General features: G+C 72.1%; 18 protein-coding genes and 1 pseudogene. 6 read left to right on the top strand and 13 right to left on the bottom strand.

Going from position 1 to position 20,188, the window contains the following annotated elements; all coding sequences use genetic code 11:
- Positions 1–277, bottom strand: a pseudogene (locus tag GL263_RS28085) (hypothetical protein); the annotation flags it as partial.
- Between the two features lie 112 nt (positions 278–389).
- Between GL263_RS28085 and GL263_RS00495 the strand changes: the two are divergent.
- Positions 390–1,412, top strand: a complete 1,023-nt coding sequence (locus GL263_RS00495) for an adenosine deaminase (RefSeq protein ID WP_182853501.1) — start codon at positions 390–392, stop codon at positions 1,410–1,412.
- A gap of 91 nt (positions 1,413–1,503) precedes the next feature.
- Here the strand turns inward: GL263_RS00495 and GL263_RS00500 are convergent, their stop codons facing one another.
- Positions 1,504–2,937 (bottom strand): gamma-aminobutyraldehyde dehydrogenase, encoded by a 1,434-nt coding sequence (locus GL263_RS00500; RefSeq protein WP_182853502.1) that lies wholly within the window; start codon positions 2,935–2,937, stop codon positions 1,504–1,506.
- A gap of 138 nt (positions 2,938–3,075) precedes the next feature.
- Here GL263_RS00500 and GL263_RS00505 point away from each other — a divergent pair, with 138 nt between their 5' ends.
- The 4 genes from GL263_RS00505 (at position 3,076) to GL263_RS00520 (ending at position 7,236) form a co-directional block, all read left to right on the top strand.
- Entirely contained in the window at positions 3,076–3,597 is a 522-nt protein-coding gene (locus tag GL263_RS00505) for an Lrp/AsnC family transcriptional regulator (protein WP_228455983.1), read from the top strand.
- The gene (locus GL263_RS00510; protein WP_182853504.1) at positions 3,582–4,961 is read left to right on the top strand and encodes an aspartate aminotransferase family protein; all 1,380 of its coding nucleotides are present in this window, start codon (positions 3,582–3,584) and stop codon (positions 4,959–4,961) included. Before GL263_RS00505 ends, GL263_RS00510 begins: the two co-directional genes overlap by 16 nt.
- Before the next feature lie 368 nt (positions 4,962–5,329).
- Positions 5,330–6,121: an ABC transporter ATP-binding protein gene (locus tag GL263_RS00515; protein WP_182853505.1), complete on the top strand. Its 792-nt coding sequence runs from the start codon at positions 5,330–5,332 to the stop codon at positions 6,119–6,121.
- A complete protein-coding gene (locus GL263_RS00520) occupies positions 6,103–7,236 on the top strand; it encodes a hypothetical protein (RefSeq protein ID WP_182853506.1) in 1,134 nt (377 codons plus the stop codon). The genes GL263_RS00515 and GL263_RS00520 overlap by 19 nt, the downstream gene beginning before the upstream one ends.
- A 36-nt stretch (positions 7,237–7,272) precedes the next feature.
- On the opposite strand, the gene GL263_RS00525 is transcribed toward GL263_RS00520, so the two are convergent.
- From GL263_RS00525 to rpsB, 9 genes are all read right to left on the bottom strand, one after another.
- Positions 7,273–8,343 carry an ABC transporter ATP-binding protein gene (locus GL263_RS00525; protein ID WP_182853507.1) on the bottom strand — a complete coding sequence of 357 codons (1,071 nt, stop codon included), beginning with the start codon at positions 8,341–8,343 and terminating at the stop codon, positions 7,273–7,275.
- Positions 8,343–9,956 carry an ABC transporter permease gene (locus GL263_RS00530; RefSeq protein WP_182853530.1) on the bottom strand — a complete coding sequence of 538 codons (1,614 nt, stop codon included), beginning with the start codon at positions 9,954–9,956 and terminating at the stop codon, positions 8,343–8,345. The genes GL263_RS00525 and GL263_RS00530 overlap by 1 nt, the downstream gene beginning before the upstream one ends.
- A 137-nt stretch (positions 9,957–10,093) precedes the next feature.
- Positions 10,094–11,161, bottom strand: a complete 1,068-nt coding sequence (locus tag GL263_RS00535) for a thiamine ABC transporter substrate-binding protein (protein WP_182853508.1) — start codon at positions 11,159–11,161, stop codon at positions 10,094–10,096.
- A gap of 220 nt (positions 11,162–11,381) precedes the next feature.
- Positions 11,382–12,503 (bottom strand): dual-specificity RNA methyltransferase RlmN, encoded by a 1,122-nt coding sequence (rlmN, locus tag GL263_RS00540; RefSeq protein WP_182853509.1) that lies wholly within the window; start codon positions 12,501–12,503, stop codon positions 11,382–11,384.
- A 197-nt stretch (positions 12,504–12,700) separates the two neighbouring features.
- On the bottom strand, positions 12,701–13,774 hold the full coding sequence (locus GL263_RS00545) for a phosphatidate cytidylyltransferase (protein ID WP_182853510.1): 1,074 nt from the start codon (positions 13,772–13,774) through the stop codon (positions 12,701–12,703).
- Between the two features lie 48 nt (positions 13,775–13,822).
- Positions 13,823–14,380, bottom strand: a complete 558-nt coding sequence (gene frr / locus GL263_RS00550) for a ribosome recycling factor (protein WP_182853511.1) — start codon at positions 14,378–14,380, stop codon at positions 13,823–13,825.
- A 46-nt stretch (positions 14,381–14,426) separates the two neighbouring features.
- On the bottom strand, positions 14,427–15,176 hold the full coding sequence (pyrH, locus tag GL263_RS00555; RefSeq protein ID WP_182853512.1) for a UMP kinase: 750 nt from the start codon (positions 15,174–15,176) through the stop codon (positions 14,427–14,429).
- Between the two features lie 212 nt (positions 15,177–15,388).
- Positions 15,389–16,222 carry a translation elongation factor Ts gene (gene tsf / locus GL263_RS00560; protein WP_182853513.1) on the bottom strand — a complete coding sequence of 278 codons (834 nt, stop codon included), beginning with the start codon at positions 16,220–16,222 and terminating at the stop codon, positions 15,389–15,391.
- A 235-nt stretch (positions 16,223–16,457) separates the two neighbouring features.
- Positions 16,458–17,369 carry a 30S ribosomal protein S2 gene (gene rpsB / locus GL263_RS00565; protein ID WP_182853514.1) on the bottom strand — a complete coding sequence of 304 codons (912 nt, stop codon included), beginning with the start codon at positions 17,367–17,369 and terminating at the stop codon, positions 16,458–16,460.
- Between the two features lie 315 nt (positions 17,370–17,684).
- Between rpsB and GL263_RS00570 the strand changes: the two genes are divergently transcribed.
- Positions 17,685–18,290 carry a murein hydrolase activator EnvC family protein gene (locus tag GL263_RS00570; protein WP_182853515.1) on the top strand — a complete coding sequence of 202 codons (606 nt, stop codon included), beginning with the start codon at positions 17,685–17,687 and terminating at the stop codon, positions 18,288–18,290.
- Positions 18,291–18,367: 77 nt separating this feature from the next.
- Here GL263_RS00570 and GL263_RS00575 read toward each other — a convergent pair whose 3' ends face one another.
- Together GL263_RS00575 and whiG are read right to left on the bottom strand one after the other, a co-directional pair.
- Positions 18,368–18,916 (bottom strand): TetR/AcrR family transcriptional regulator, encoded by a 549-nt coding sequence (locus GL263_RS00575; RefSeq protein WP_182853531.1) that lies wholly within the window; start codon positions 18,914–18,916, stop codon positions 18,368–18,370.
- A 136-nt stretch (positions 18,917–19,052) separates the two neighbouring features.
- Positions 19,053–19,877 (bottom strand): RNA polymerase sigma factor WhiG, encoded by an 825-nt coding sequence (whiG, locus tag GL263_RS00580; RefSeq protein ID WP_182853516.1) that lies wholly within the window; start codon positions 19,875–19,877, stop codon positions 19,053–19,055.
- Positions 19,878–20,188 lie beyond the last annotated feature (311 nt).

A 20,188-nucleotide genomic window follows, 5' to 3' on the forward strand; every position in this document is an offset into this window, starting at 1 on the left:
GGCCCCCGCCGGCCGGACCGGACGCCGGCACGGGCGGCGGACCGGCCGGCGGGGTGGGCGGCGCGGGAGGCGCCTGCGGCGGAGCGGCCGGCACCTCGGGCACCTCACGCACCTCAGCCGCCTCGTGCGCGTCAGGTCTCTCAGGCACCTCACCCGCCTCGGGCGTCTCGCGCGCCTGCGGCGCGTCGGGCGTCCCCGGCGGTCTGCTCGGCTTCTCCAGCGGGACGGCGGGCGTGGGTGCGTCCCCGTCGTGCCGCCGGTCCTGCTCGTCGGCCATGCGGTCCTCTCAAGATCGGTCTGCGCTCCATCGTAGGCGCTGGCACCCGGGCCGCGACCGGCACGTTCCCCCTGGCCATACGATGGGCGGGCCGCTGCCAACGGAGGTTTCCTTGACCGATCTGACCGCCTTCATCGCCGGGCTGCCCAAGGCCGAGCTGCACGTGCACCACGTCGGCTCCGCCTCGCCCCGGATCGTCGCGGAGCTCGCCGCCCGGCACCCGGGCGCGAAGGTCCCCGACGACCCGGACGCGCTCGCCGAGTACTTCACCTTCCGCGACTTCGCGCACTTCGTCGAGATCTACCTCTCGGTGGTGGACCTCATCAGGGACGCCGAGGACGTGCGGCTGCTCACCTACGAGGTGGCCAGGGAGATGGCCGGGCAGAACATCAGGTACGCGGAGCTGACCGTCACGCCCTACAGCTCGACCAACCGGGGCATCCCGGACCGGGCGTTCGTCGAGGCGATCGAGGACGCCCGCGTGGCGGCGGAGAAGGAGCTGGGTGTCGTCCTGCGCTGGTGCTTCGACATCCCGGGCGAAGCGGGGCTGCCCGCGGCCGAGGAGACGGCCCGGATCGCCTGTGAGCTCCAGCCGGAGGGGCTGGTGTCGTTCGGTCTGGGCGGGCCGGAGATCGGCGTGCCCAGACCGCAGTTCAAGCCGTACTTCGACCGCGCGATCGCGGCCGGTCTGCGGAGCGTGCCGCACGCGGGTGAGACCACGGGCCCGGAGACGGTGTGGGACGCGTTGACGTCGCTGCGCGCCGAGCGCATCGGGCACGGCACCAGCTCGACGCGTGACCCCCGGCTGCTGGAGCACCTCGCGGAGCGGCGCGTCCCGCTGGAGGTGTGCCCGACATCGAACATCGCCACCCGGGCGGTGACCGACCTCGAGCAGCACCCGCTGAAGGAGATGGTGGCCGCCGGTGTGCTGGTCACGATCAACAGCGACGATCCGCCGATGTTCGGCACCGACCTGAACACCGAGTACCACATCGCCGCCCGGCTGCTGGGGCTGGACGCGGCGGGGGTCGCGGGGCTGGCGAAGAACGCCGTCGAGGCCTCGTTCCTGGACGAGGTCGGCAAGAAGGCGCTGCGCGCGGAGATCGACGGGTACCTGCGGGAGTTCACCGGCTGACGGCACCCCGCGAACGGAAGCACCGCCGGAGAAGAGCGGCAGGGGCCGGGGAGCGTCGCGCTCCCCGGCCCCTGCCGTCGGTCGGGCCGCCTTACAGGGCGGTCATGACGTGCTTGACGCGGGTGTAGTCGTCGAAGCCGTAGGCGGAGAGGTCCTTGCCGTAGCCGGACTTCTTGAAGCCGCCGTGCGGCATCTCGGCGACCAGCGGGATGTGGGTGTTGATCCACACGCAGCCGAAGTCGAGGTTCTTCGACAGCCGCATGGCGCGGCCGTGGTCCTTGGTCCACACCGAGGAGGCCAGGGCGTACTCGACGCCGTTGGCCCACTCGACGGCCTGGTCCTCGTCGGAGAACTTCTGCACGGTGATGACCGGGCCGAAGACCTCGTTCTGGATGATCTCGTCGTCCTGGCGCAGCCCGGAGACGACGGTCGGGGCGAAGAAGTAGCCCTTGTCGCCGACCCGCTCACCGCCCGTCTCCACCTTGGCGTGGGCCGGGAGGCGGTTGATGAAGCCCTCCACCTTCTCCAGGTGGACGGGGTTGTTCAGCGGGCCGTAGGCGCAGTCCTCGTCGGTGATGTCACCGGTCCTGACCTCGGCGGCGGCCTTGGCGAGCGCGGCCACGAACTCGTCGTGCAGGCCTTCCTGGACGAGGACCCGGGTGGCGGCGGTGCAGTCCTGGCCGGCGTTGAAGAAGCCGGCGTCGCGGATGCCCTCGACGGCGGCGGTCAGGTCGGCGTCGTCGAAGACCACGACCGGGGCCTTGCCGCCGAGTTCGAGGTGGACGCGCTTGACGTCCTTGGCGGCGCTGGCGGCCACCTCCATGCCGGCCCGGACCGAGCCGGTGATGGAGGCCATCGCCGGGGTGGCGTGCTCGACCATCAGGCGACCGGTGTCGCGGTCGCCGCAGACGACGTTGAAGACGCCCTTGGGCAGGATGCCGCCGAGGACCTCGGCGAGGAAGACCGCGGAGGCGGGCGTGGTGTCGGAGGGCTTGAGCACGACGGTGTTGCCCGCCGCGATGGCCGGGGCGAACTTCCACACCGCCATCATCATCGGGTAGTTCCACGGCGCGACCTGGGCGCAGACGCCCACCGGCTCGCGGCGGACGAAGGAGGTCAGCCCCTCCATGTACTCGCCGGCGGACTTGCCCTCCAGCATGCGGGCGGCGCCGGCGAAGAAGCGGATCTGGTCGATCATCGCCGGCAGTTCCTCCTGCCGGGTCAGTTCAAGCGGCTTGCCGGTGTCGCGGCACTCGACGTCCAGGAGTTCGTCGGCGCGCTCCTCCAGCGCGTCGGCGATCTTGAGGAGGGCGAGCTGGCGGGCGGCCGGGGTGGTGTCGCGCCAGGCGGGGAAGGCGGCTGCGGCAGCGGCCATGGCGGCGTCGACGTCCGCGGCCGAGGAAAGCGCGGCCTCCGCGTACGTCTCGCCCGTGGCCGGATCGACCACCTCCGTGGTCCGCCCGTCCGCGGCGTCCCGGAACTCGCCGTCGATGTAGTTGCGCAGTCGACGCAGCTCGGTGGTCACTGTTGCACCCTCCTGCTCCATTGTCCGATGGGTGAGACCCCCACACTAACCGGAATCCCCACGCATTCAACAGGGCGTCACGCTCCCGATTGCGGATTCCGTCGGATTCTCCATGATCAACTACGAATTACATCACTCATGGGTTGCGCGAACGACGAGTCCTCGTGCACAGTGAGGAACGTGGCTCGTGACTCGAAGAAACCGAACGGCTCGGCGTCGATCGACGCCGTCTCCCTGGCGATCATCGAACAGCTCCAGGAGGACGGCCGCCGACCGTACGCCGCCATCGGAAAGGCCGTCGGTCTCTCCGAGGCGGCGGTGCGGCAGCGGGTGCAGAAGCTGCTCGACCAGGGCGCCATGCAGATCGTCGCCGTCACCGACCCGCTCACCGTCGGCCTGCGCAGGCAGGCGATGGTCGGGATCAACGTGGAAGGCGATCTCGAGCCGGTGGCCGACGCTCTCGCCGAGCTGAACGAGGTCGAGTACGTCGTCATCACAGCGGGCTCCTTCGACCTGATCGTGGAGATCGTCTGCGAGGACGACGAGCACCTCCTCGAAATGATCAACAAGCGGATCAGGACGCTGCCCGGCGTCCGGTCCACAGAGAGCTTCGTCTACCTCAAGCTGCGCAAGCAGACCTACACATGGGGAACTCGATAACCGTGAGCAAGGATCTCTCCCGAACCGCCTACGACCATCTGTGGATGCACTTCACCCGGATGTCGTCGTACCAGGACGCCCCCGTGCCGACCATCGTGCGCGGCGAGGGCACCTCCATCTTCGACGACAAGGGCAAGCGCTACATCGACGGGCTCGCCGGGCTGTTCGTCGTGCAGGCTGGTCACGGCCGTACCGAACTCGCCGAGGTCGCCGCCAAGCAGGCGGCCGAGCTGGCCTTCTTCCCCGTGTGGTCCTACGCCCACCCCAAGGCCGTCGAGCTGGCCGAGCGGCTGGCCCACCACGCCCCCGGCGACCTCAACAAGGTCTTCTTCACCACCGGTGGCGGCGAGGCCGTCGAGACCGCGTGGAAGCTCGCGAAGCAGTACCACAAGCTGACCGGCAACCCCCTGAAGTACAAGGTCATCTCGCGGGCGGTCGCCTACCACGGCACCCCGCAGGGCGCGCTGTCCATCACCGGTCTGCCCGCGCTCAAGGCGCCCTTCGAGCCGCTGGTGCCCGGCGCGCACAAGGTGCCCAACACCAACATCTACCGGGCCCCGCTGCACGGCGACGACCCGGAGGCGTTCGGCCGCTGGGCCGCCGACCAGATCGAGCAGCAGATCCTCTTCGAGGGCCCCGAGACGGTCGCCGCCGTCTTCCTCGAGCCGGTGCAGAACGCCGGTGGCTGCTTCCCGCCGCCGCCCGGCTACTTCCAGCGCGTCCGGGAGATCTGCGACCAGTACGACGTGCTGCTCGTCTCCGACGAGGTCATCTGCGCCTTCGGCCGGCTGGGCACGGTCTTCGCCTGCGACAAGTTCGACTACGTGCCGGACATCATCACCTGCGCCAAGGGCATGACCTCCGGTTACTCCCCGATCGGCGCGACGATCATCTCCGACCGGATCGCCGAACCGTTCTACAAGGGCGACAACGTCTTCCTGCACGGCTACACCTTCGGCGGGCACCCGGTGTCCTCCGCGGTCGCCCTGGCCAACCTGGACATCTTCGAGCGCGAGCAGCTGAACAAGCACGTGCTGGAGAACGAGAGCGCCTTCCACCAGACGCTCTCCAGGCTGCACGACCTGCCGATCGTCGGCGACGTGCGCGGCAACGGCTTCTTCTACGGCATCGAGCTGGTGAAGGACAAGACCACCAAGGAGAGCTTCAACGAGGAGGAGACCGAGCGCGTCCTCTACGGCTACCTCTCCAAGGCGCTCTTCGACAACGGCCTGTACTGCCGGGCCGACGACCGCGGCGACCCCGTCATCCAGCTCGCGCCGCCGCTGATCGCCGACCAGGCCCTCTTCACGGAGATCGAGCAGATCCTGCGGAGCGTGCTCACCGAGGCGTGGACAAAGCTCTGAGCCCCGCCGCCCGCTGAGCGACCGCCTCCCGACCGGCAGTCCCGCCGACCGGGCAGGTCCGCCGACCGGCAGTCGAGCGGCGTGTGCCCTCGCCGCCGCTGCCCCGCCCCGCGCCTCTCCCCCGGCGCACGCGGGCGACCGGCCCCCGGAACCCCACCGACGGTTCCGGGGGCCGTCCGCGTCGCCCGCCCGGGGAGGGGGAGTCCGGCTCCACCCGCACCGTACGTTTCACCCCAACGAGCTAACTCGGCGGGAATCCGCCCCTGTGAGCGCCGGTCGCCGCCCCGGGGGTCCGTACCGTTCAGTGACGGATGTCCCCGGTGCTCGTTCACCTGCCGGGGGTTGTCACGAGCCGGAGGTGAGCGCTGGTGTCCGCCAAGGTGGCTCCACCCGACAACGATGTGCTCTGGGCGCGCGGGCTGGACCGCGCGCACCGGGGCTCCCCCGCGCTGGCGGGGGTCTCGATCGCGGTGCGCGACGGCGAGATCCTCGTGGTCGCCGGGGCGCGCGGCAGCGGCAAGACCACACTGCTGCGCTGTCTGTCCGGCCGGCTGCGGCCGGACGCCGGCGAGGTGTGGTTCAACAGCCTGCCGCTGCACGTCCTGGCCCCCCGCGCCCGCGACCGGCTGCGCCGGGACCGCTTCGGCTGGGTCGGCAGCACCCCCGAACTCGTACCCGAGCTGACGGCCTGGGAGAACGCCGCGCTGCCGCTGCTGCTCTCCGGCGTCTCCGGGCGGGCGGCCAGACGCACCGCCCTGGAGTGGCTGGAGCGGCTGGACGTCGGCGACCACGCCGCCAAGCGGCCCGCCGCGCTGCTCCAGTCGGAGCGGCAGCGCGTCGCCATCGCCCGCTCCCTGGTGCACCAGCCGACCGTGCTGTTCGCCGACGAGCCCACGGCGCCGCTGCACCGCCACGAGCGCACCGCCGTGCTGCGGACGCTCACCACGGCCGCCCGCACCCACGGCATCACCGTCGTCCTCACCGCGCAGGAACCGCTCGGCCTCCCCCGGCCCGCCGGCACCCCCGCGCCGGCCGACCGCCGGTCGCCGGAGATCCCGGACGCCGACCGCTTCCTCACCCTCGTCGACGGCCGGCTCACCGCCGGCGGCAGCCGTTCGGCCGGCCCCCGGGACACCGCACCGTGCTCGCTCTCCGCCTGATCCGCGGCGCCCGGCCGACGGCACAGCTCCGCCGGCTGCTGGTCGCCCTCGCGGCCGGCGGTGTCGGCTTCCTGCTGCTCGGCGCGCTCGGCTACGCGCTCGACCACCCCGGCGACCCCGGCCCGGCGCTGGTGCGGCTGCTGTGGTGCCTGATCCCGCTGGCCGCCGTGGTGCAGCTGGCCGTGGCGGTGGCGCGACGCGACCCCGGGGCCGAGCAGCGGGCGGGGCTGGACGCGGCGGGGCTCGGCCCCGCCGGGCTGGTCCGGCTGGCCGCCGTCTCCACCGCCGTGTCCATGCTGCTGGGCAGCGCGCTGGCGCTGCTGGTCTTCCTCCATCTCCGCGGCGACGTGACGGGCATGCCGTTCGACGGCTCGGCCGGCGACGGGCTCGCCGCCCGCCGCGACCTGCCCGTCCCGGCGACCCTGACACTGCTGCTGCTGCCGCCGACGGCGGCGGTGGTCGCCACCGCCCGCGCACTGCGCGCCGGGCCCCCGGCCGCCGGGGCGGACGGCGGACGACGCCGGCAGGGCGTGCCGGTCACGCTGCCGTGGGGGGCCGCGCTGGTGGCGACGGGCCTCACCGTCGAGGGGTACGCCGCCCGCGACCTGCCGGCCGGCGCGGGGCCGTCCGAGGGCATGGTCACCGGGGTGCTCGCCGGCTGGCTGCTGATCGCGGCCGGTCTGGTGCTGGCCGGGCCGGCCGTGACCGAGCTGGCCGGGCGGCTGCTGACCGCCTGGCGTCCCGGCGCGGTACGACTGCTGGCCGGGCGGGTGCTGCTCGCGGACGCCGGTCGGCTCGGTGGCCCGGTCGGTGTGCTCACGGCGGTCGCCTGGAGCGCGCTGACGGCGGCTCTCCTCTACGGCGCCGAACTGCTGGGCCCCTTCACCGTGTTGGGAGCGCTGGTGGTCGTCGGGTGCTCGGTCGGCACGGTGTGGGTGACCGCCGGGCGCGGACGGGAGGAACGGGTGGCGACCAGTGACGGGCTGCGCGATCTGGGCGCCTCGGTCGGACTGCTGCGCCGTGCGGCGGCGCTGCGGGTGGCGGTGCCGGCGCTGCTGCTGCTTCCGCTGGTGCTGGCCGTCGCCCGGCTCGCGACCCTGCCGCTCGCGGGTTGAGCCCCCGGGTGGTGCTGACCAACGCCGCTCGGGAGCTCAGTCCTCCGGCGGCAGCCGGACGGTCTCGGCGGCGTCGAAGGACACGGTGACCTTCTCCCCGGGCGAGGGCGCGCCGCGCAGCGGGACGGTCGCCTCCAGATCCGGGCCGCGCTCCGGCCGCAGGGCGAGCACGACGTGGTCGCCGCGGAAGGTGCGGGCGAGGACCTGGCAGCGCAGCCCGCGCCCGCCCTCGGCGGCGTCGTCCGGTGCCGGGCGCGCCACGTCGTCCGCGTCCAGCCGGACTCCGGCGGGCCGCACCAGCAGGGTCGCGGGCCCGGGCGGTGTGCCGTCGGGCACCGGGAGCGTGCCCCAGGGGGTTGTCGCCGCCCGCCCGGTGACCGTCGCCGGGACGACGTTGTCAAAGCCGAGGAAGCGGGCGACAAACGCGGAGGCCGGGCGCTGCCACACCTCCGGCGGGGTGCCGCTCTGCGCGATCCTGCCGTCCCGCATCACCAGCACCCGGTCGGCCAGCGCGAAGGCCTCGCCCTGGTCGTGGGTGACGGCCAGCACGGTGGTGCCGAGTTCGTCGAAGAGCTGGCGCAGTTCGACGACCAGCCGTTCCCGCAGGCTGCGGTCGAGCTGGCCCAGCGGCTCGTCGAGCATCAGCAGCGCGGGGCTCGGGGCGAGCGCCCTGGCGAGGGCGACCCGCTGCTGCTCGCCGCCGGACAGCGAGCCGACAGCCCGCCGTTGCGCGTCCGGCAGTCCGACCATGGCAAGCAGCTCGGCGACCCGCCGCTCGGCCTCGGCCCGTCCGTCGCCGCGCATCCGCAGCCCGAAGGCGACGTTGCGGCCGACGTCGCGCTGCGGGAAGAGCTGGTGGTCCTGGAACATCAGCCCGACGCCGCGCCGGTGCACGGGCACGCCGGCGAGGTCCCGGCCGCCGAGGGTGATCTCACCGGCGCCGATCTCCTGGAGCCCGGCCACCGCGCGCAGCAGTGTCGACTTCCCGCTGCCGCTCGGGCCGAGCACGCAGACCGTCTCCCGCTCGGCGACGTCGAGGTCGACGGAGTCCAGGACGGCCCGGCCGCCCAGCCGCACGGTCACCGACCGCAGTGTCAACGACGACATCAGAACTCCCCGGAGCGGTTGACCCGAACGCGTTCGAGCAGCAGCAGCACGCCCGCGCACACCAGCATCAGGATGGTGCTGAGCGCCATCGCCATCCCGTAGTTGTACTCGCCGGCCCGGCCCAGCAGGCGGGCCACCGCGACCGGCAACGTGGGGCTGTCGGGTCGGGCGATGAACACCGTGGCACCGAACTCGCCCAACGACACCGCGAACGCGAACCCCGCGGCGATCAGGCCCGCCCGGCTCACCATCGGCAGGTCGACCTCCCGCCAGGCGCGCCACGGCGAGGCGCCCAACACCGCCGCGGCCTCCCGCAGCCGCTCGTCGACCGCCCGCAGCACCGGCAGCATCGTGCGCACCACAAACGGCACACCGACCAGCGCCTGGGCGAGCGGCACCAGGATCCACGAGGAGCGCAGGTCCAGCGGCGGCTTGTCGAGGGTGATCAGGAAGCCGAAGCCGACGGTGACGGCCGAGACGCCCAGCGGCAGCATCAGCAGCGCGTCGAAGCCACGGACCAGCGGCCCGGCGCGGCGGGTGAGCGCGGCGGCGGCGAGCGTACCGACGGCGACCGCGATCAGCGTGGCGACGGCGGCGTAGGCGAGCGAGTTGCCGACGGCCTCCAGCGGCGGCACCACAAAGGCGCTGGAGGCGTCCGCCTGTTCGGCCAGCGCCCGGTAGAAGGCGAGTCCGTAGCCGCCGGGCGCGGACAGCGACCGCTCGACGAGCACCGCGAGCGGCAGCACCAACAGCACGGCCACGACCAGCAGTTGGGACCAGAGGAAGGCCCACTGCCCGACACCGCGCGGCCGCCGCGCGGCGTGCTCGGCGGCGACCAGCCGCAGCGCGCTCTCCCGGCGGCGGACCGTCCAGGCGTGCACCGCGAGCATCGCGGCGACGGCGGCCAGTTGCAGCAGGCTCAGCACGGCGGCCGTCGGCAGGTCGAGGAACTGCGCGGTCTGCCGGTAGATCTCCACCTCCAGCGTCGCGTAGCGGGCGCCGCCGAGCACCTGGATGACGCCGAAGGAGGTGAAGGTGAACAGGAAGACCATCAGCGCGGCGGCGGCGACCGCCGGCACCAGCGCCGGCAGCGTGATCCGCCGCCAGGCGGTGAACCGGCCGGCGCCCAGCACCCGGGCGGCCTCCTCCTGCCGGGGGTCGAGCTGACCCCACAGCCCGCCGACGGTCCGTACGACCACGGCGTAGTTGAAGAAGACGTGCGCGAGCAGGATCGCCCACACACTGGTGTCGAGCCGCAGCCCCCAGGCCTCGTCCAGCACACCGCCCCGGCCGACGAGCGCCAGGAAGGCGGAGCCCACCACCACCGTCGGCAGCACGAAGGGCACGGTGACGACCGCGCGCAGCAGCCGCTTCCCGGGGAAGTCGAAGCGGGCGAGGGCGTAGGCGCCGGGCAGCGCGACCAGCAGGGTCAGCGCGGTGGACGCGGCGGCCTGCCAGACGGTGAACCACAGCACGTCGAGCGTGTCGGGCGAGGTGAGCACCTCGGCCGCCCGGCCGAACTGCCAGCGGCCGTCCTCCCGCAGGCCCCGGCCGACGATCGTGGCGACCGGGTAGCCGAAGAACAGGGCGAAGAACGCCACGGGCACGGCCATCAGGCCGAGCCGTACCGCCAGCGCGCGACGCGCGGCGGACCGCCCCGACGGCCGTGCGCCGTCGGGGCCGGCCCCGGGCCGCCCGCCCGGGGGTGGGGACGCCACGGGCAGGTCCGCCGTGCCGACCGCCCGCGTTGCTACCTCATCAGGCTGGCCCACTGCTTGACCCACTGCTCCCGGTTCGCCTCGATGTCCTCGGGCGCGACCACGTGCGGCTTCTCGACCTCGACGCCGTACCGCGTGAAGACCTCGGGGAGTTCGACGTCGGCGCGGGCCGGGTGGACCCACATGTTCAGCGGGAGGTCCTTCTGGAACTCCTCGCCGACGAGGAAGTCCAGCAGCGCCTTGCCACCCTCGGGGTTCTTCGCGCCCTCCAGCAGACCGGCGAACTCGATCTGTCGGAAGCAGGTGCCGGTGGAGACCCCGGTGGGCGCCTTCGCGGGCTTCTTGTCCCCGCCGTAGTGCACCTCGGCCGGCGGGCTGCTGGCGTAGGAGACCACCAGCGGGCGGTCGCCCTTCTCCCGGCCGCTCGCCGAGCCGGTGAAGCGGTCGTTGTACGCCTGCTCCCAGCCGTCGACCATCGCGACGCCGTTGGCCTTCAGCTTCTTCCAGTAGTCCTGCCAGCCGTCCTCGCCGTAGGCGCCGACGCTGGCGAGCAGGAAGGCGAGGCCCGGCGAGGAGGTCGCCGCGTTCTGCACGACCAGCATGTCCTTGTACTCGGGCTTGACCAGGTCGTCGAGGGTCTTCGGCGGCGCCAGCTTCTCCCGCTCGAAGTAGGCGCGGTCGTAGTTGACGCAGACGTCGCCGTGGTCGATCGGGGTGACCCGGTTCTTCCCGGCGTCGAGCTGGAGCTGCCGGGGGACCTCGGCCAGGCCCTCGGCCTTGTGCGGCGCGAAGATGCCGGCGTCCAGCGCCTTGGAGAGCAGCGCGTTGTCCACGCCGAAGAAGACGTCGCCCTGCGGGTTGCCCTTGCTGAGGATGGCCTGGTTCACGGCCGCCCCGGCGTCGTCGGCCCGCAGCACCTTGACCTTCAGCCCGGACTTCTCGGTGAACGCGTCGAGCACGTTCTTGGAGACCTCGAAGGACTGGTGCGTCACCAGAGTGACACTGCCGCCGTCGCTCCCGCCGCCGCCGTCGGTGCCGCAGGCGGCCAGCAGGCAGGATCCGAGTGCGACCGACACGGCGGCCGCTGTTGTGCGCTTCATCGTGCTGCTTTCGGGTACGGGCGAGCGCACAGCATGGAGAGGTACCGAACTTCCTACCCAGCATGACCTGGGCGAGGTTCGAGGGTCTGCGGCCTGACGGTGCCGCACTCTCAGCGCTGCGAGCGCTCCCCTGTCGGAAAAACGAGTGGTGTGTTCGAACGATAGCAGTCGGCCCCGACAGCGCCCGGAGCGCGGGACCGTCGGGGCCGGTGCTCGCGGGTCAGCTTCCGGAGACCTCGCTCGCGGCCAGCTGGCCGCAGGCGCCGTCGATCTCCTGGCCCCGGGTGTCCCGGACGGTCACCGGCACGCCGTGCGCGGCGAGCGCCTCGACGAACGCCCGCTCGTCCTCGGGACGCGAGGCGGTCCACTTGGAGCCGGGGGTGGGGTTGAGCGGGATGAGGTTCACGTGCGCCCGGCGGCCCTTCAGCAGGCGGCCGAGCAGGTCGGCCCGCCAGGCGTGGTCGTTGATGTCCCGGATCAGCGCGTACTCGATGGACACCCGGCGGCCGGACCTCGCCGCGTACTCCCAGGCGGCGTCCAGCACCTCGCGCACCTTCCAGCGGGTGTTGACCGGGACGAGGGTGTCCCGCAGCTCGTCGTCCGGGGCGTGCAGCGAGACGGCCAGCCGGCACTTGAAGCCCTCGTCGGCGAACCGCAGCATCGCCGGCACCAGACCGACCGTGGACACCGTGATGCCGCGCTGGGAGAGCCCGAGGCCGTCCGGCGCCGGGTCGGTGAGGCGGCGGATGGCGCCGACGACCCGGTTGTAGTTCGCCAGCGGCTCGCCCATGCCCATGAAGACGATGTTCGACAGCCGCGCCGGGCCGCCGGGGACCTCGCCGTCCCGCAGCGCCCGCATGCCGTCGACGATCTGGTGGACGATCTCGGCGGTCGACAGGTTGCGGTCGAGTCCGGCCTGGCCGGTGGCGCAGAACGGGCAGTTCATGCCGCAGCCGGCCTGGGAGGAGATGCACATGGTGACCCGGTCCGGGTAGCGCATGAGCACCGACTCGACCAGCGTGCCGTCGTGCAGCCGCCACAGCGTCTTGCGGGTGGTGTCGTCGTCGCAGGAGATGTTCCGGACGACGGTCATCAACTGCGGCAGCAGCTCCGCGGCCAGCCGCTCGCGGGCGGCGGCCGGGATGTCCGTCCAGTCGGCCGGGTCCTGGGTGAAGCGCGCGAAGTAGTGCTGGGAGAGCTGCTTGGCCCGGAACGGCTTCTCGCCGATCGCGGTCAGCGCCTCGCGGCGCTCGGCCGGGCTGAGGTCCGCCAGGTGGCGGGGCGGCTTCTTGGCACCTCGCGGAGCGACGAACGTCAGCTCTCCGGGCTTGGGCGGGGTCATGCGGGGTCTCCTAAAGCGTCGGGGGCGAGGCCGGCGACGCCCCGGCCGGTGGCCTGGCAGGGCGGAGGGCGCGCAGTCAGCGCCGGGAGACCTCACGAAGCGGCCCCGGCACTCCCGGGGCGGTAGGGCCCGCCGACGTGAGGCGACAGGCCCTACCAGGGTAACGGGTTCCGCCGGGGATTCGCCGAGTCGCCGACTCAGCCGGCGCCGACGAACAGCACCAGCAGCAGCCAGACCACCGGAGCCGTGGGCAGCAAAGAGTCCAGCCGGTCCATGATGCCGCCGTGGCCGGGCAGCAGCGTGCCCATGTCCTTGATGTCAAGATCGCGCTTGATCATGGACTCGCCGAGGTCGCCCAGCGTGGCGCTGGCCGCCACGGCCAGGCCCAGCAGCAGGCCCTGCCACCACTGGCCGCCGTCGATGAGGAACTGCATGCACAGGGCCCCGGCGACCATGGTGCAGGCCACGGCGCCCAGCAGGCCCTCGCGGGTCTTGCCGGGGCTGATGCGCGGGGCCAGCTTGTGACGCCCGAACCGCCAGCCCACCGCGTACGCCCCGGTGTCGCTGACGATCGTCAGCACCAGGAACGTCAGGACCCGCCACGGGCCGTCGTCGGCGGCGAGCAGCAGCGCCACGAACGTCGCGAGGAACGGCACGTAGAACAGCGTGAACAGCCCCGCCGTGACGTCCCGCAGGTAGTTCTCCGGGGGCTCGGCCATCCGCCACAGCAGGACGGCCAGCGCGGTGAGCGCCAGCAGCACCCAGGCGCCCTCCGCCCCCCTGACGTAGCCGGCGACGACCATCGCCGCGCCGCCCACCGCCAGCGGCACCAGCGGCACGTTGACGCCCTTGCGTTCGGAGAGCCGGCTCGTCAGCTCCCACAGGCCCACCACCACCGCGGCGGCGACAACCGCGACGAAGACCTCCTTCACCAGGAAGAGCGAGGCCACGATGACGGCGCCGAGCCCGAGCCCGACGCCTATCGCGGCCGGCAGGTCGCGGCCGGCGCGCTTGCGTCCCGCCGGCGGGTTCTCGGGCGGTCGGCTGTCCGAGCGGTGGGACCGGTCATCCCGGGGCGGCTGGCCGTCGTCCCGACCGGCGCCTTCGGAGGGGACACCGTCGGAGGGCACGCCTTCGGAGGGCAGGGGCATGGGCCGAGTCTGCGCCGCGTCGGCGGCCTGGTACACGGGACCCGCCGACGGCGACCGCCCCGGATCGCCGGGATCGCGGTATCCGGCGCTCGGGGACGCACCCCAGGATGAGTCGTTCACTGATGAAGCCCTAAACCTCGTTCCGCGCCACGTGCGCCGAAGGTCCTCTCAGACCTCCAGCAGCTCGGCTTCCTTGTGCTTGAGCAGCTCGTCCACCTGGGCCACGTACTTGGCGGTCGTGTCGTCCAGCTCCTTCTCCGCGCGCCGGCCCTCGTCCTCGCCGATCTCGCCGTCCTTGACGGTCTTGTCGATCGCCTCCTTGGCCTTGCGGCGGATGCTGCGGATGGCGATCTTCGCGTCCTCGCCCTTGGCCTTGGCGACCTTGATGTACTCCTTGCGGCGGTCCTGGGTCAGCTCGGGGAAGGTCACCCGGATGATGTTGCCGTCGTTCGACGGGTTGACGCCCAGGTCGGAGTCGCGGATGGCCTGCTCGATGTTGCGCAGCGCGCTCTTGTCGAACGGCGTCACCACGGCCATGCGGGGCTCGGGCACCGAGAAGGACGCCAGCTGGTTGATGGGCGTCAGGGCGCCGTAGTAGTCAGCCACGATCTTGTTGAACATCGCCGGGTGCGCACGTCCGGTGCGGATCGCGGCGAAGTCCTCCTTCGCGACGACGACCGCCTTCTCCATCTTCTCCTCGGCCTCGAGGAGGGTCTCTTCGATCACCACGTGCTCCTGGTTCGATGAAAGCGGGTAGGGGTCTGCCGGGTGCTCAGTCGCGGGGCGCCTGAACACCGACAAGCGTGCCGATCTTCTCACTCTTGACGGCCCGCGCGATATTGCCCTCGGCCAGCAGCTCGAAGACGACGATCGGCAGCCCGTTGTCGCGGCACAGGGTGATCGCGGTGAGGTCGGCGACCTTCAGGTCGCGCGCGATGACCTCGTCGTAGCTGAGCGAGTCGAACTTCACCGCGTCCGGATTCTTCGCCGGGTCGGAGTCGTAGACGCCGTCCACGCCGTTCTTGCCCATCAGCATGGCCTCGGCGTGGATCTCCAGCGCGCGCTGGGCGGCGGTGGTGTCGGTGGAGAAGTACGGCATCCCCATGCCGGCGCCGAAGATGACCACACGGCCCTTCTCCAGGTGCCGGATCGCCCGCAGCGGGATGTAGGGCTCGGCGACCTGCCCCATCGTGATCGCGGTCTGCACCCGGGAGTCGATGCCCTCCTTCTCCAGGAAGTCCTGGAGTGCCAGGCAGTTCATCACGGTGCCGAGCATGCCCATGTAGTCCGAGCGGGCGCGGTCCATTCCGCGCTGCTGCAGCTCGGCGCCGCGGAAGAAGTTGCCGCCGCCGATGACCACGGCGATCTGCGCGCCGTCCCGTACGACTGCGGCGATCTCGCGAGCGATCTTGTGCACGACGTCCGGGTCGACCCCGAGGCCCCCGCCGCCGGCGAACGCCTCACCCGAGAGCTTCAGCAGGAAACGGCGGGAGCTGTCGTTGTCGGTCTCTTTGCTGCTCATGAAGTTCTCCTCGTGCACACACGAGGAGGCCCCTGCCCGTCGGATCCTCTCGGCTCCCTGCGGCAACGGCCTCCTCGTCATTCGCTGCGGTGTCCCCCGACGTCCCCGGGCACCACCCGGCGGACCGGCCCGGCACGGCCGGACCCGGTACCGCCTGACAGGTCCGAGGCCGGAGCGCGCCGCCACCGAAGGGCGGCGCGGTCCGGCTCAGGTCAGGCGCCGACGCGGAAGCGGGCGAAGCGCTTCAGCGTGACACCGGCCTCGTCCAGGATCTTCTGGACGGTCTTCTTGTTGTCCTTCGCGAAGGGCTGGTCCAGAAGGCAGTTCTCCTTCAGGAAGCCCTTGACCCGGCCCTCGACGATCTTCGGCAGGGCGGCCTCCGGCTTGCCCTCCTCCTTCGCGGTGGCCTCGGCGACGCGGCGCTCGTTCTCCAGCGTCTCGGCCGGGACGTCCTCGGCGGAGAGGAACTTCGGCGCGAACGCGGCGATGTGCTGCGCGACGTCCTTGGCGATCTCCGCGTTCTCCTTGTCCAGCTCGACCAGGACACCGACCTGCGGCGGCAGGTCGGGCATGGTGCGGTGGAGGTAGGAGGCGACAAAGCCACCGGAGAACTGGGCGAACCGGTCGAGCACGATCTTCTCGCCGAGCTCGGCGTTCTTCTCGTCGATGAAGGCCTGGACGGTGCGGCCCTCGATCTCGGAGGCCAGCAGGGCCTCGATGTCGGCCGGCGAGGTCGCGGCGACGTGGCCGGCGATCGCGTCGGCGGCACCCTGGAACTTCTCGCCCTTGGCGACGAAGTCGGTCTCGCACTTCAGCTCGACGAGCACACCGGAGGTGGCGTCGGTGGAGATACGGGCGACAACCGCGCCGTTGGAGGCGGTGCGGGACTCGCGCTTGGCGACGCCCTTCTGGCCCTTGACCCGGAGGATCTCGACGGCCTTCTCGACGTTGCCCTCGGCCTCGTCGAGCGCCTTCTTGCAGTCCATCATGCCGGCGCCGGTCAGCTCGCGGAGCTTCTTGACGTCGGCGGCGGTGTAGTTCGCCATCCTTGAGTTCCTTTGTGTCCACCAGCCCGTGCGGCGCTCGGCGCTCGGCAGGACTGATCCGTCATGAGGTCGCCATGGCGGCCGGATGAGCAGCCCCGCCCGGTGGGACGAGGGTGGTCACGTCAGTGAGCTTGTCCGGATTCCGCTGTGGCGGAGGGGATGAGGGCAGGCCGCGGGCGGCGGGAGCGGCCACGGGTCACCGGGACCCGACCCGCCTGCTCCCGCCGCCCGGATGTCAGGCCTGCTCCGCGGGCTTCTCGGCCTCGGCCTCGGCGGCCGGCGCCTCGGGGGCCTCGGCGGCCGGGGCGTCAGCGGCCGGAGCCTCGACCTGCTCGGCTTCCTTGGGCTGCTCGGCTTCCTTCGCCTTGGCGGCCTCGCCCTCGAGGAGGTCGCGCTCCCACTCCGGCAGCGGCTCGGCGGCGGCGGACTTCTCGCCGCCCTTGGCCTCGGCGGCACCGGAACGGGCGATCAGGCCCTCGGCGACGGCGTCGGCGATCACCCGGGTCAGCAGGGTGACGGAGCGGATCGCGTCGTCGTTGCCCGGGATCTTGTAGTCGACCTCGTCCGGGTCGCAGTTGGTGTCGAGGATCGCGACGACCGGGATGTTGAGCTTGCGGGCCTCGCCGACGGCGATGTGCTCCTTCTTGGTGTCTACGATCCAGACGGCGCTGGGCACCTTCTGCATGTCGCGGATACCGCCGAGGGTCTTCTCCAGCTTGGCCTTCTCGCGGGAGAGGACCAGCAGCTCCTTCTTGGTGAGGCCGGAGGCGGCCACGTCCTCGAAGTCGATCTGCTCGAGCTCCTTGAGGCGCTGGAGCCGCTTGTGGACGGTGGAGAAGTTGGTCAGCATGCCGCCGAGCCAGCGCTGGTTCACGAAGGGCATGCCCACGCGGGTGGCCTGCTCGGCGATGGCCTCCTGGGCCTGCTTCTTCGTACCGACGAACATGACGGAGCCGCCGTGCGCGACGGTCTCCTTGACGAACTCGTAGGCGCGGTCGATGTACGACAGCGACTGGAGCAGGTCGATGATGTAGATGCCGTTGCGCTCGGTGAAGATGAAGCGCTTCATCTTCGGGTTCCAACGACGGGTCTGGTGACCGAAGTGGACGCCGCTCTCCAGCAGCTCCCGCATCGTGACGACGGCCATGGCCGTACTCCTTGTGTGCATACTCGGTTGTCGGCGCCACCGGGTCGGCGGCGCCCCTGGCGCCCCTGACGCGTGGCACCCGCGACCGTCACACCTGAGGAGGGGCGGTTCGTCGGGACCGAGTCGGCGGCCACCTCGAAGGGTGGCGGGGCGCGCGAAGTCGACCCGGTGACCCGGGTCGCCACCAGAAGTGTACGGGAACCGCGGGGCGCCGGACGCCACGAGTGCCGGACTGCTCCACGGGGGCCGGGCGGGGTTGTCCACAGGCTCGACCCGGCACTACCGCGAGGGTGGCCAAGCCGTCACCGTGTGTACATGCGCCTCTCTTCTCGCCGGTCCGCGCTCGTCGCCCCCGGCCTCCTCGCCTCCGCTCTCCTCGCGGCGGGCCTCCTCCTCTCGGGCCTCCACGTCCCGGGGTCTGCCGCGCTCGCCGGAGCGGCACGGCAGCAGTCGGAGACGCCGGTGCGGGCATGGCCGTCGCCGTCGGAGGTGGTGTGGCCGCTGCCGGAACCGCTGGTGGTGCGGGGCTTCGATCCTCCGGCGCAGCCGTGGCTGGCGGGGCACCGCGGGGTGGATCTCGCCGGCGCCGTCGGCCTTCCGGTCCGGGCCGTGGCGGCCGGCCGGGTGCGCTTCGCGGGCCCGGTCGCGGGTCGTCCGGTGGTCTCCGTGGAGCTCCCCGGTACGGGGAGGCCGCCGCTGCGCGTGACCTACGAACCGGTGGACGCCGTCGTCACCGCCGGACAGGAGGTGGCCGCCGGGCAGATCCTGGGGACGCTGCGCGCGGGGCCGTCGCACTGCGGCGAGGCGGGCGCCGGGACGCGCCCGTGCCTCCACTGGGGCCTGCGGCGGGGCGAGCACTACCTGAACCCGTTGTGGCTGGTCCGGCCGCACCGGCCGGTGCTGCTGCCGCTGAGCGACTGACTCCCGCCCCGGGGCGTCGGTCGCGCTTCGGCGGGGTCAGGACGCGGGGACCAGGACAGGGGGTCAGGATGCGGGGGTCAGCGCGAGCCCCCGCGCACTCCGTTCAACGCCATGGCGACCGCCGCCTCGGTGATCTCCTCCGGGCTCTCCGCCGCGCCGAGTTCGATCCGGCGGACGGCCGCGTCGACGACGCCCTGGAGCAGCATGGCCGCCATGCGCGGCTGCTCCTGGCCGAGCTCCTCCAGCGCCTCCACGGTCATGGCGATCAGCCCGCCGTGCGCGGCGCGGATCTTCTCCCTGGCACCCTGGTCCAGCTCGCCGGCCGAGATCGCCACCACCGCGCGGTGCCTGCGGTCCCCCACAAGGGCGAGCTGCCGGCGCACATACGCCTCGATCCGCCCCTCAGGTGTGTCGGCCTCCGCCATGGCGGCCTCCACCTCGGCCGCCCAGACGGGGAAGTCCACCGCGCACAGTTCCTCCACCACGGCCGCCCGGGAACGGAAGTACTCGTACACCGAGGAGCGGGCCAGGCCGGTGCGCTCGGCCAGGGCGGGGAAGGTCAGCGCGTCGGTGCCTCCCTCGGACAGCAGGGTCCGGGCCGCGTCGAGGAGAGCGCGGCGCTGCATGGTCCGGTGCTCGGCCACGGAGGCCGCTCGAATCCTGGGCACCCGTCCACCATAGAGAAACGGAGGCGTGGGACGGAAGCCGAGCGCACCCCGGGACTCGCGCGCCGGCCGTTCGCGCGCCGTGCGCCCCCTCCGGTCAGCTGCCCACGTGGGCGAGCTTGGCGCGCAGCTGCAACACGGACTTCGTGTGGATCTGGCTGACCCGGCTCTCCGTGACGCCCAGCACGGCTCCGATCTCCGCGAGCGTCAGACCTTCGTAGTAGTAGAGCGTGACGACGGTCTTCTCACGGTCCGGGAGGGTGTTGACGGCCCGGGCGAGGAGCCGCTTGAGTTCGCGGTCCTCGGCGATCTCCACCGGGTTGTCGGCGGCGGTGTCCTCCAGCGTGTCCATCAGGCTCAGCTGGTCGCCGCCCTCACCGCCCAGTTGCAGCGGCTCCTCCAGCGCGACGACGTTGGCCAGCGACAGCTGGCTGAAGACACCGTGCAGCTCCTCGACGGCGATGCCCAGCTCGGCCGCCACCTCGGTCTCGCTCGGGGTGCGGCGCAGCTCGGCTCCGAGCTTGGCGTACGCGCGCTCCACCTCGCGTGCCTTCTGGCGCACCGAGCGCGGGATCCAATCGAGCGCACGGAGTTCGTCGATCATCGCGCCCCGGATGCGGGAGATCGCGTAGGTCTCGAACTTGATCGAGCGCGTCAGGTCGAACTTCTCGATCGCGTCGATCAGCCCGAGCACGCCGGAGGAGACGAAGTCGGCCTGCTCCACCGTGGGCGGCAGGCCCACGCCGACGCGGCCGGCCACGTACTTCACCAGCGGTGAGTAGTGCAGGATCAGCTGTTCGCGCAGCCGCTCGTCTGCCGTGTCCTTGTACAGCCGCCACAGCTCCTCCACGGAGCTCGGAGCCGGTCGCGCGTCGACGGCCGCCGGAGCGGGGCGCGGGGACGCGGTGGTGTGGTGGGGCATTCGTCACCTGGAACAGTTCTGCCGTGGTCGAGGGGGAGCGGGCACGTCGGCTTCGGGGCGGGCCGGCGCTTCGGGCAGTGGGACCTCGGGACCGCGTGGACGGGGCGGAGGGGAACCTCGCGAGCGTAGCGTGACCGGAAGCTCACACCTGGCTAAGAGCGTTCGATCTGGCATCCGCAGATACGTTCCTTGTGCCGCACCCCGGGGGGAGGCGCCGGTCAGAGGTACGGGCTGGCGGTGCGGCGCGGCCCGCCGATCGGGGTGCATGGCCTCACCCTTTCACTCACCCGCCGCAGTTCAAGGACCGCTCT

Source organism: Streptomyces durbertensis (assembly GCF_014156695.1).
Lineage (GTDB): Bacteria > Actinomycetota > Actinomycetes > Streptomycetales > Streptomycetaceae > Streptomyces > Streptomyces durbertensis.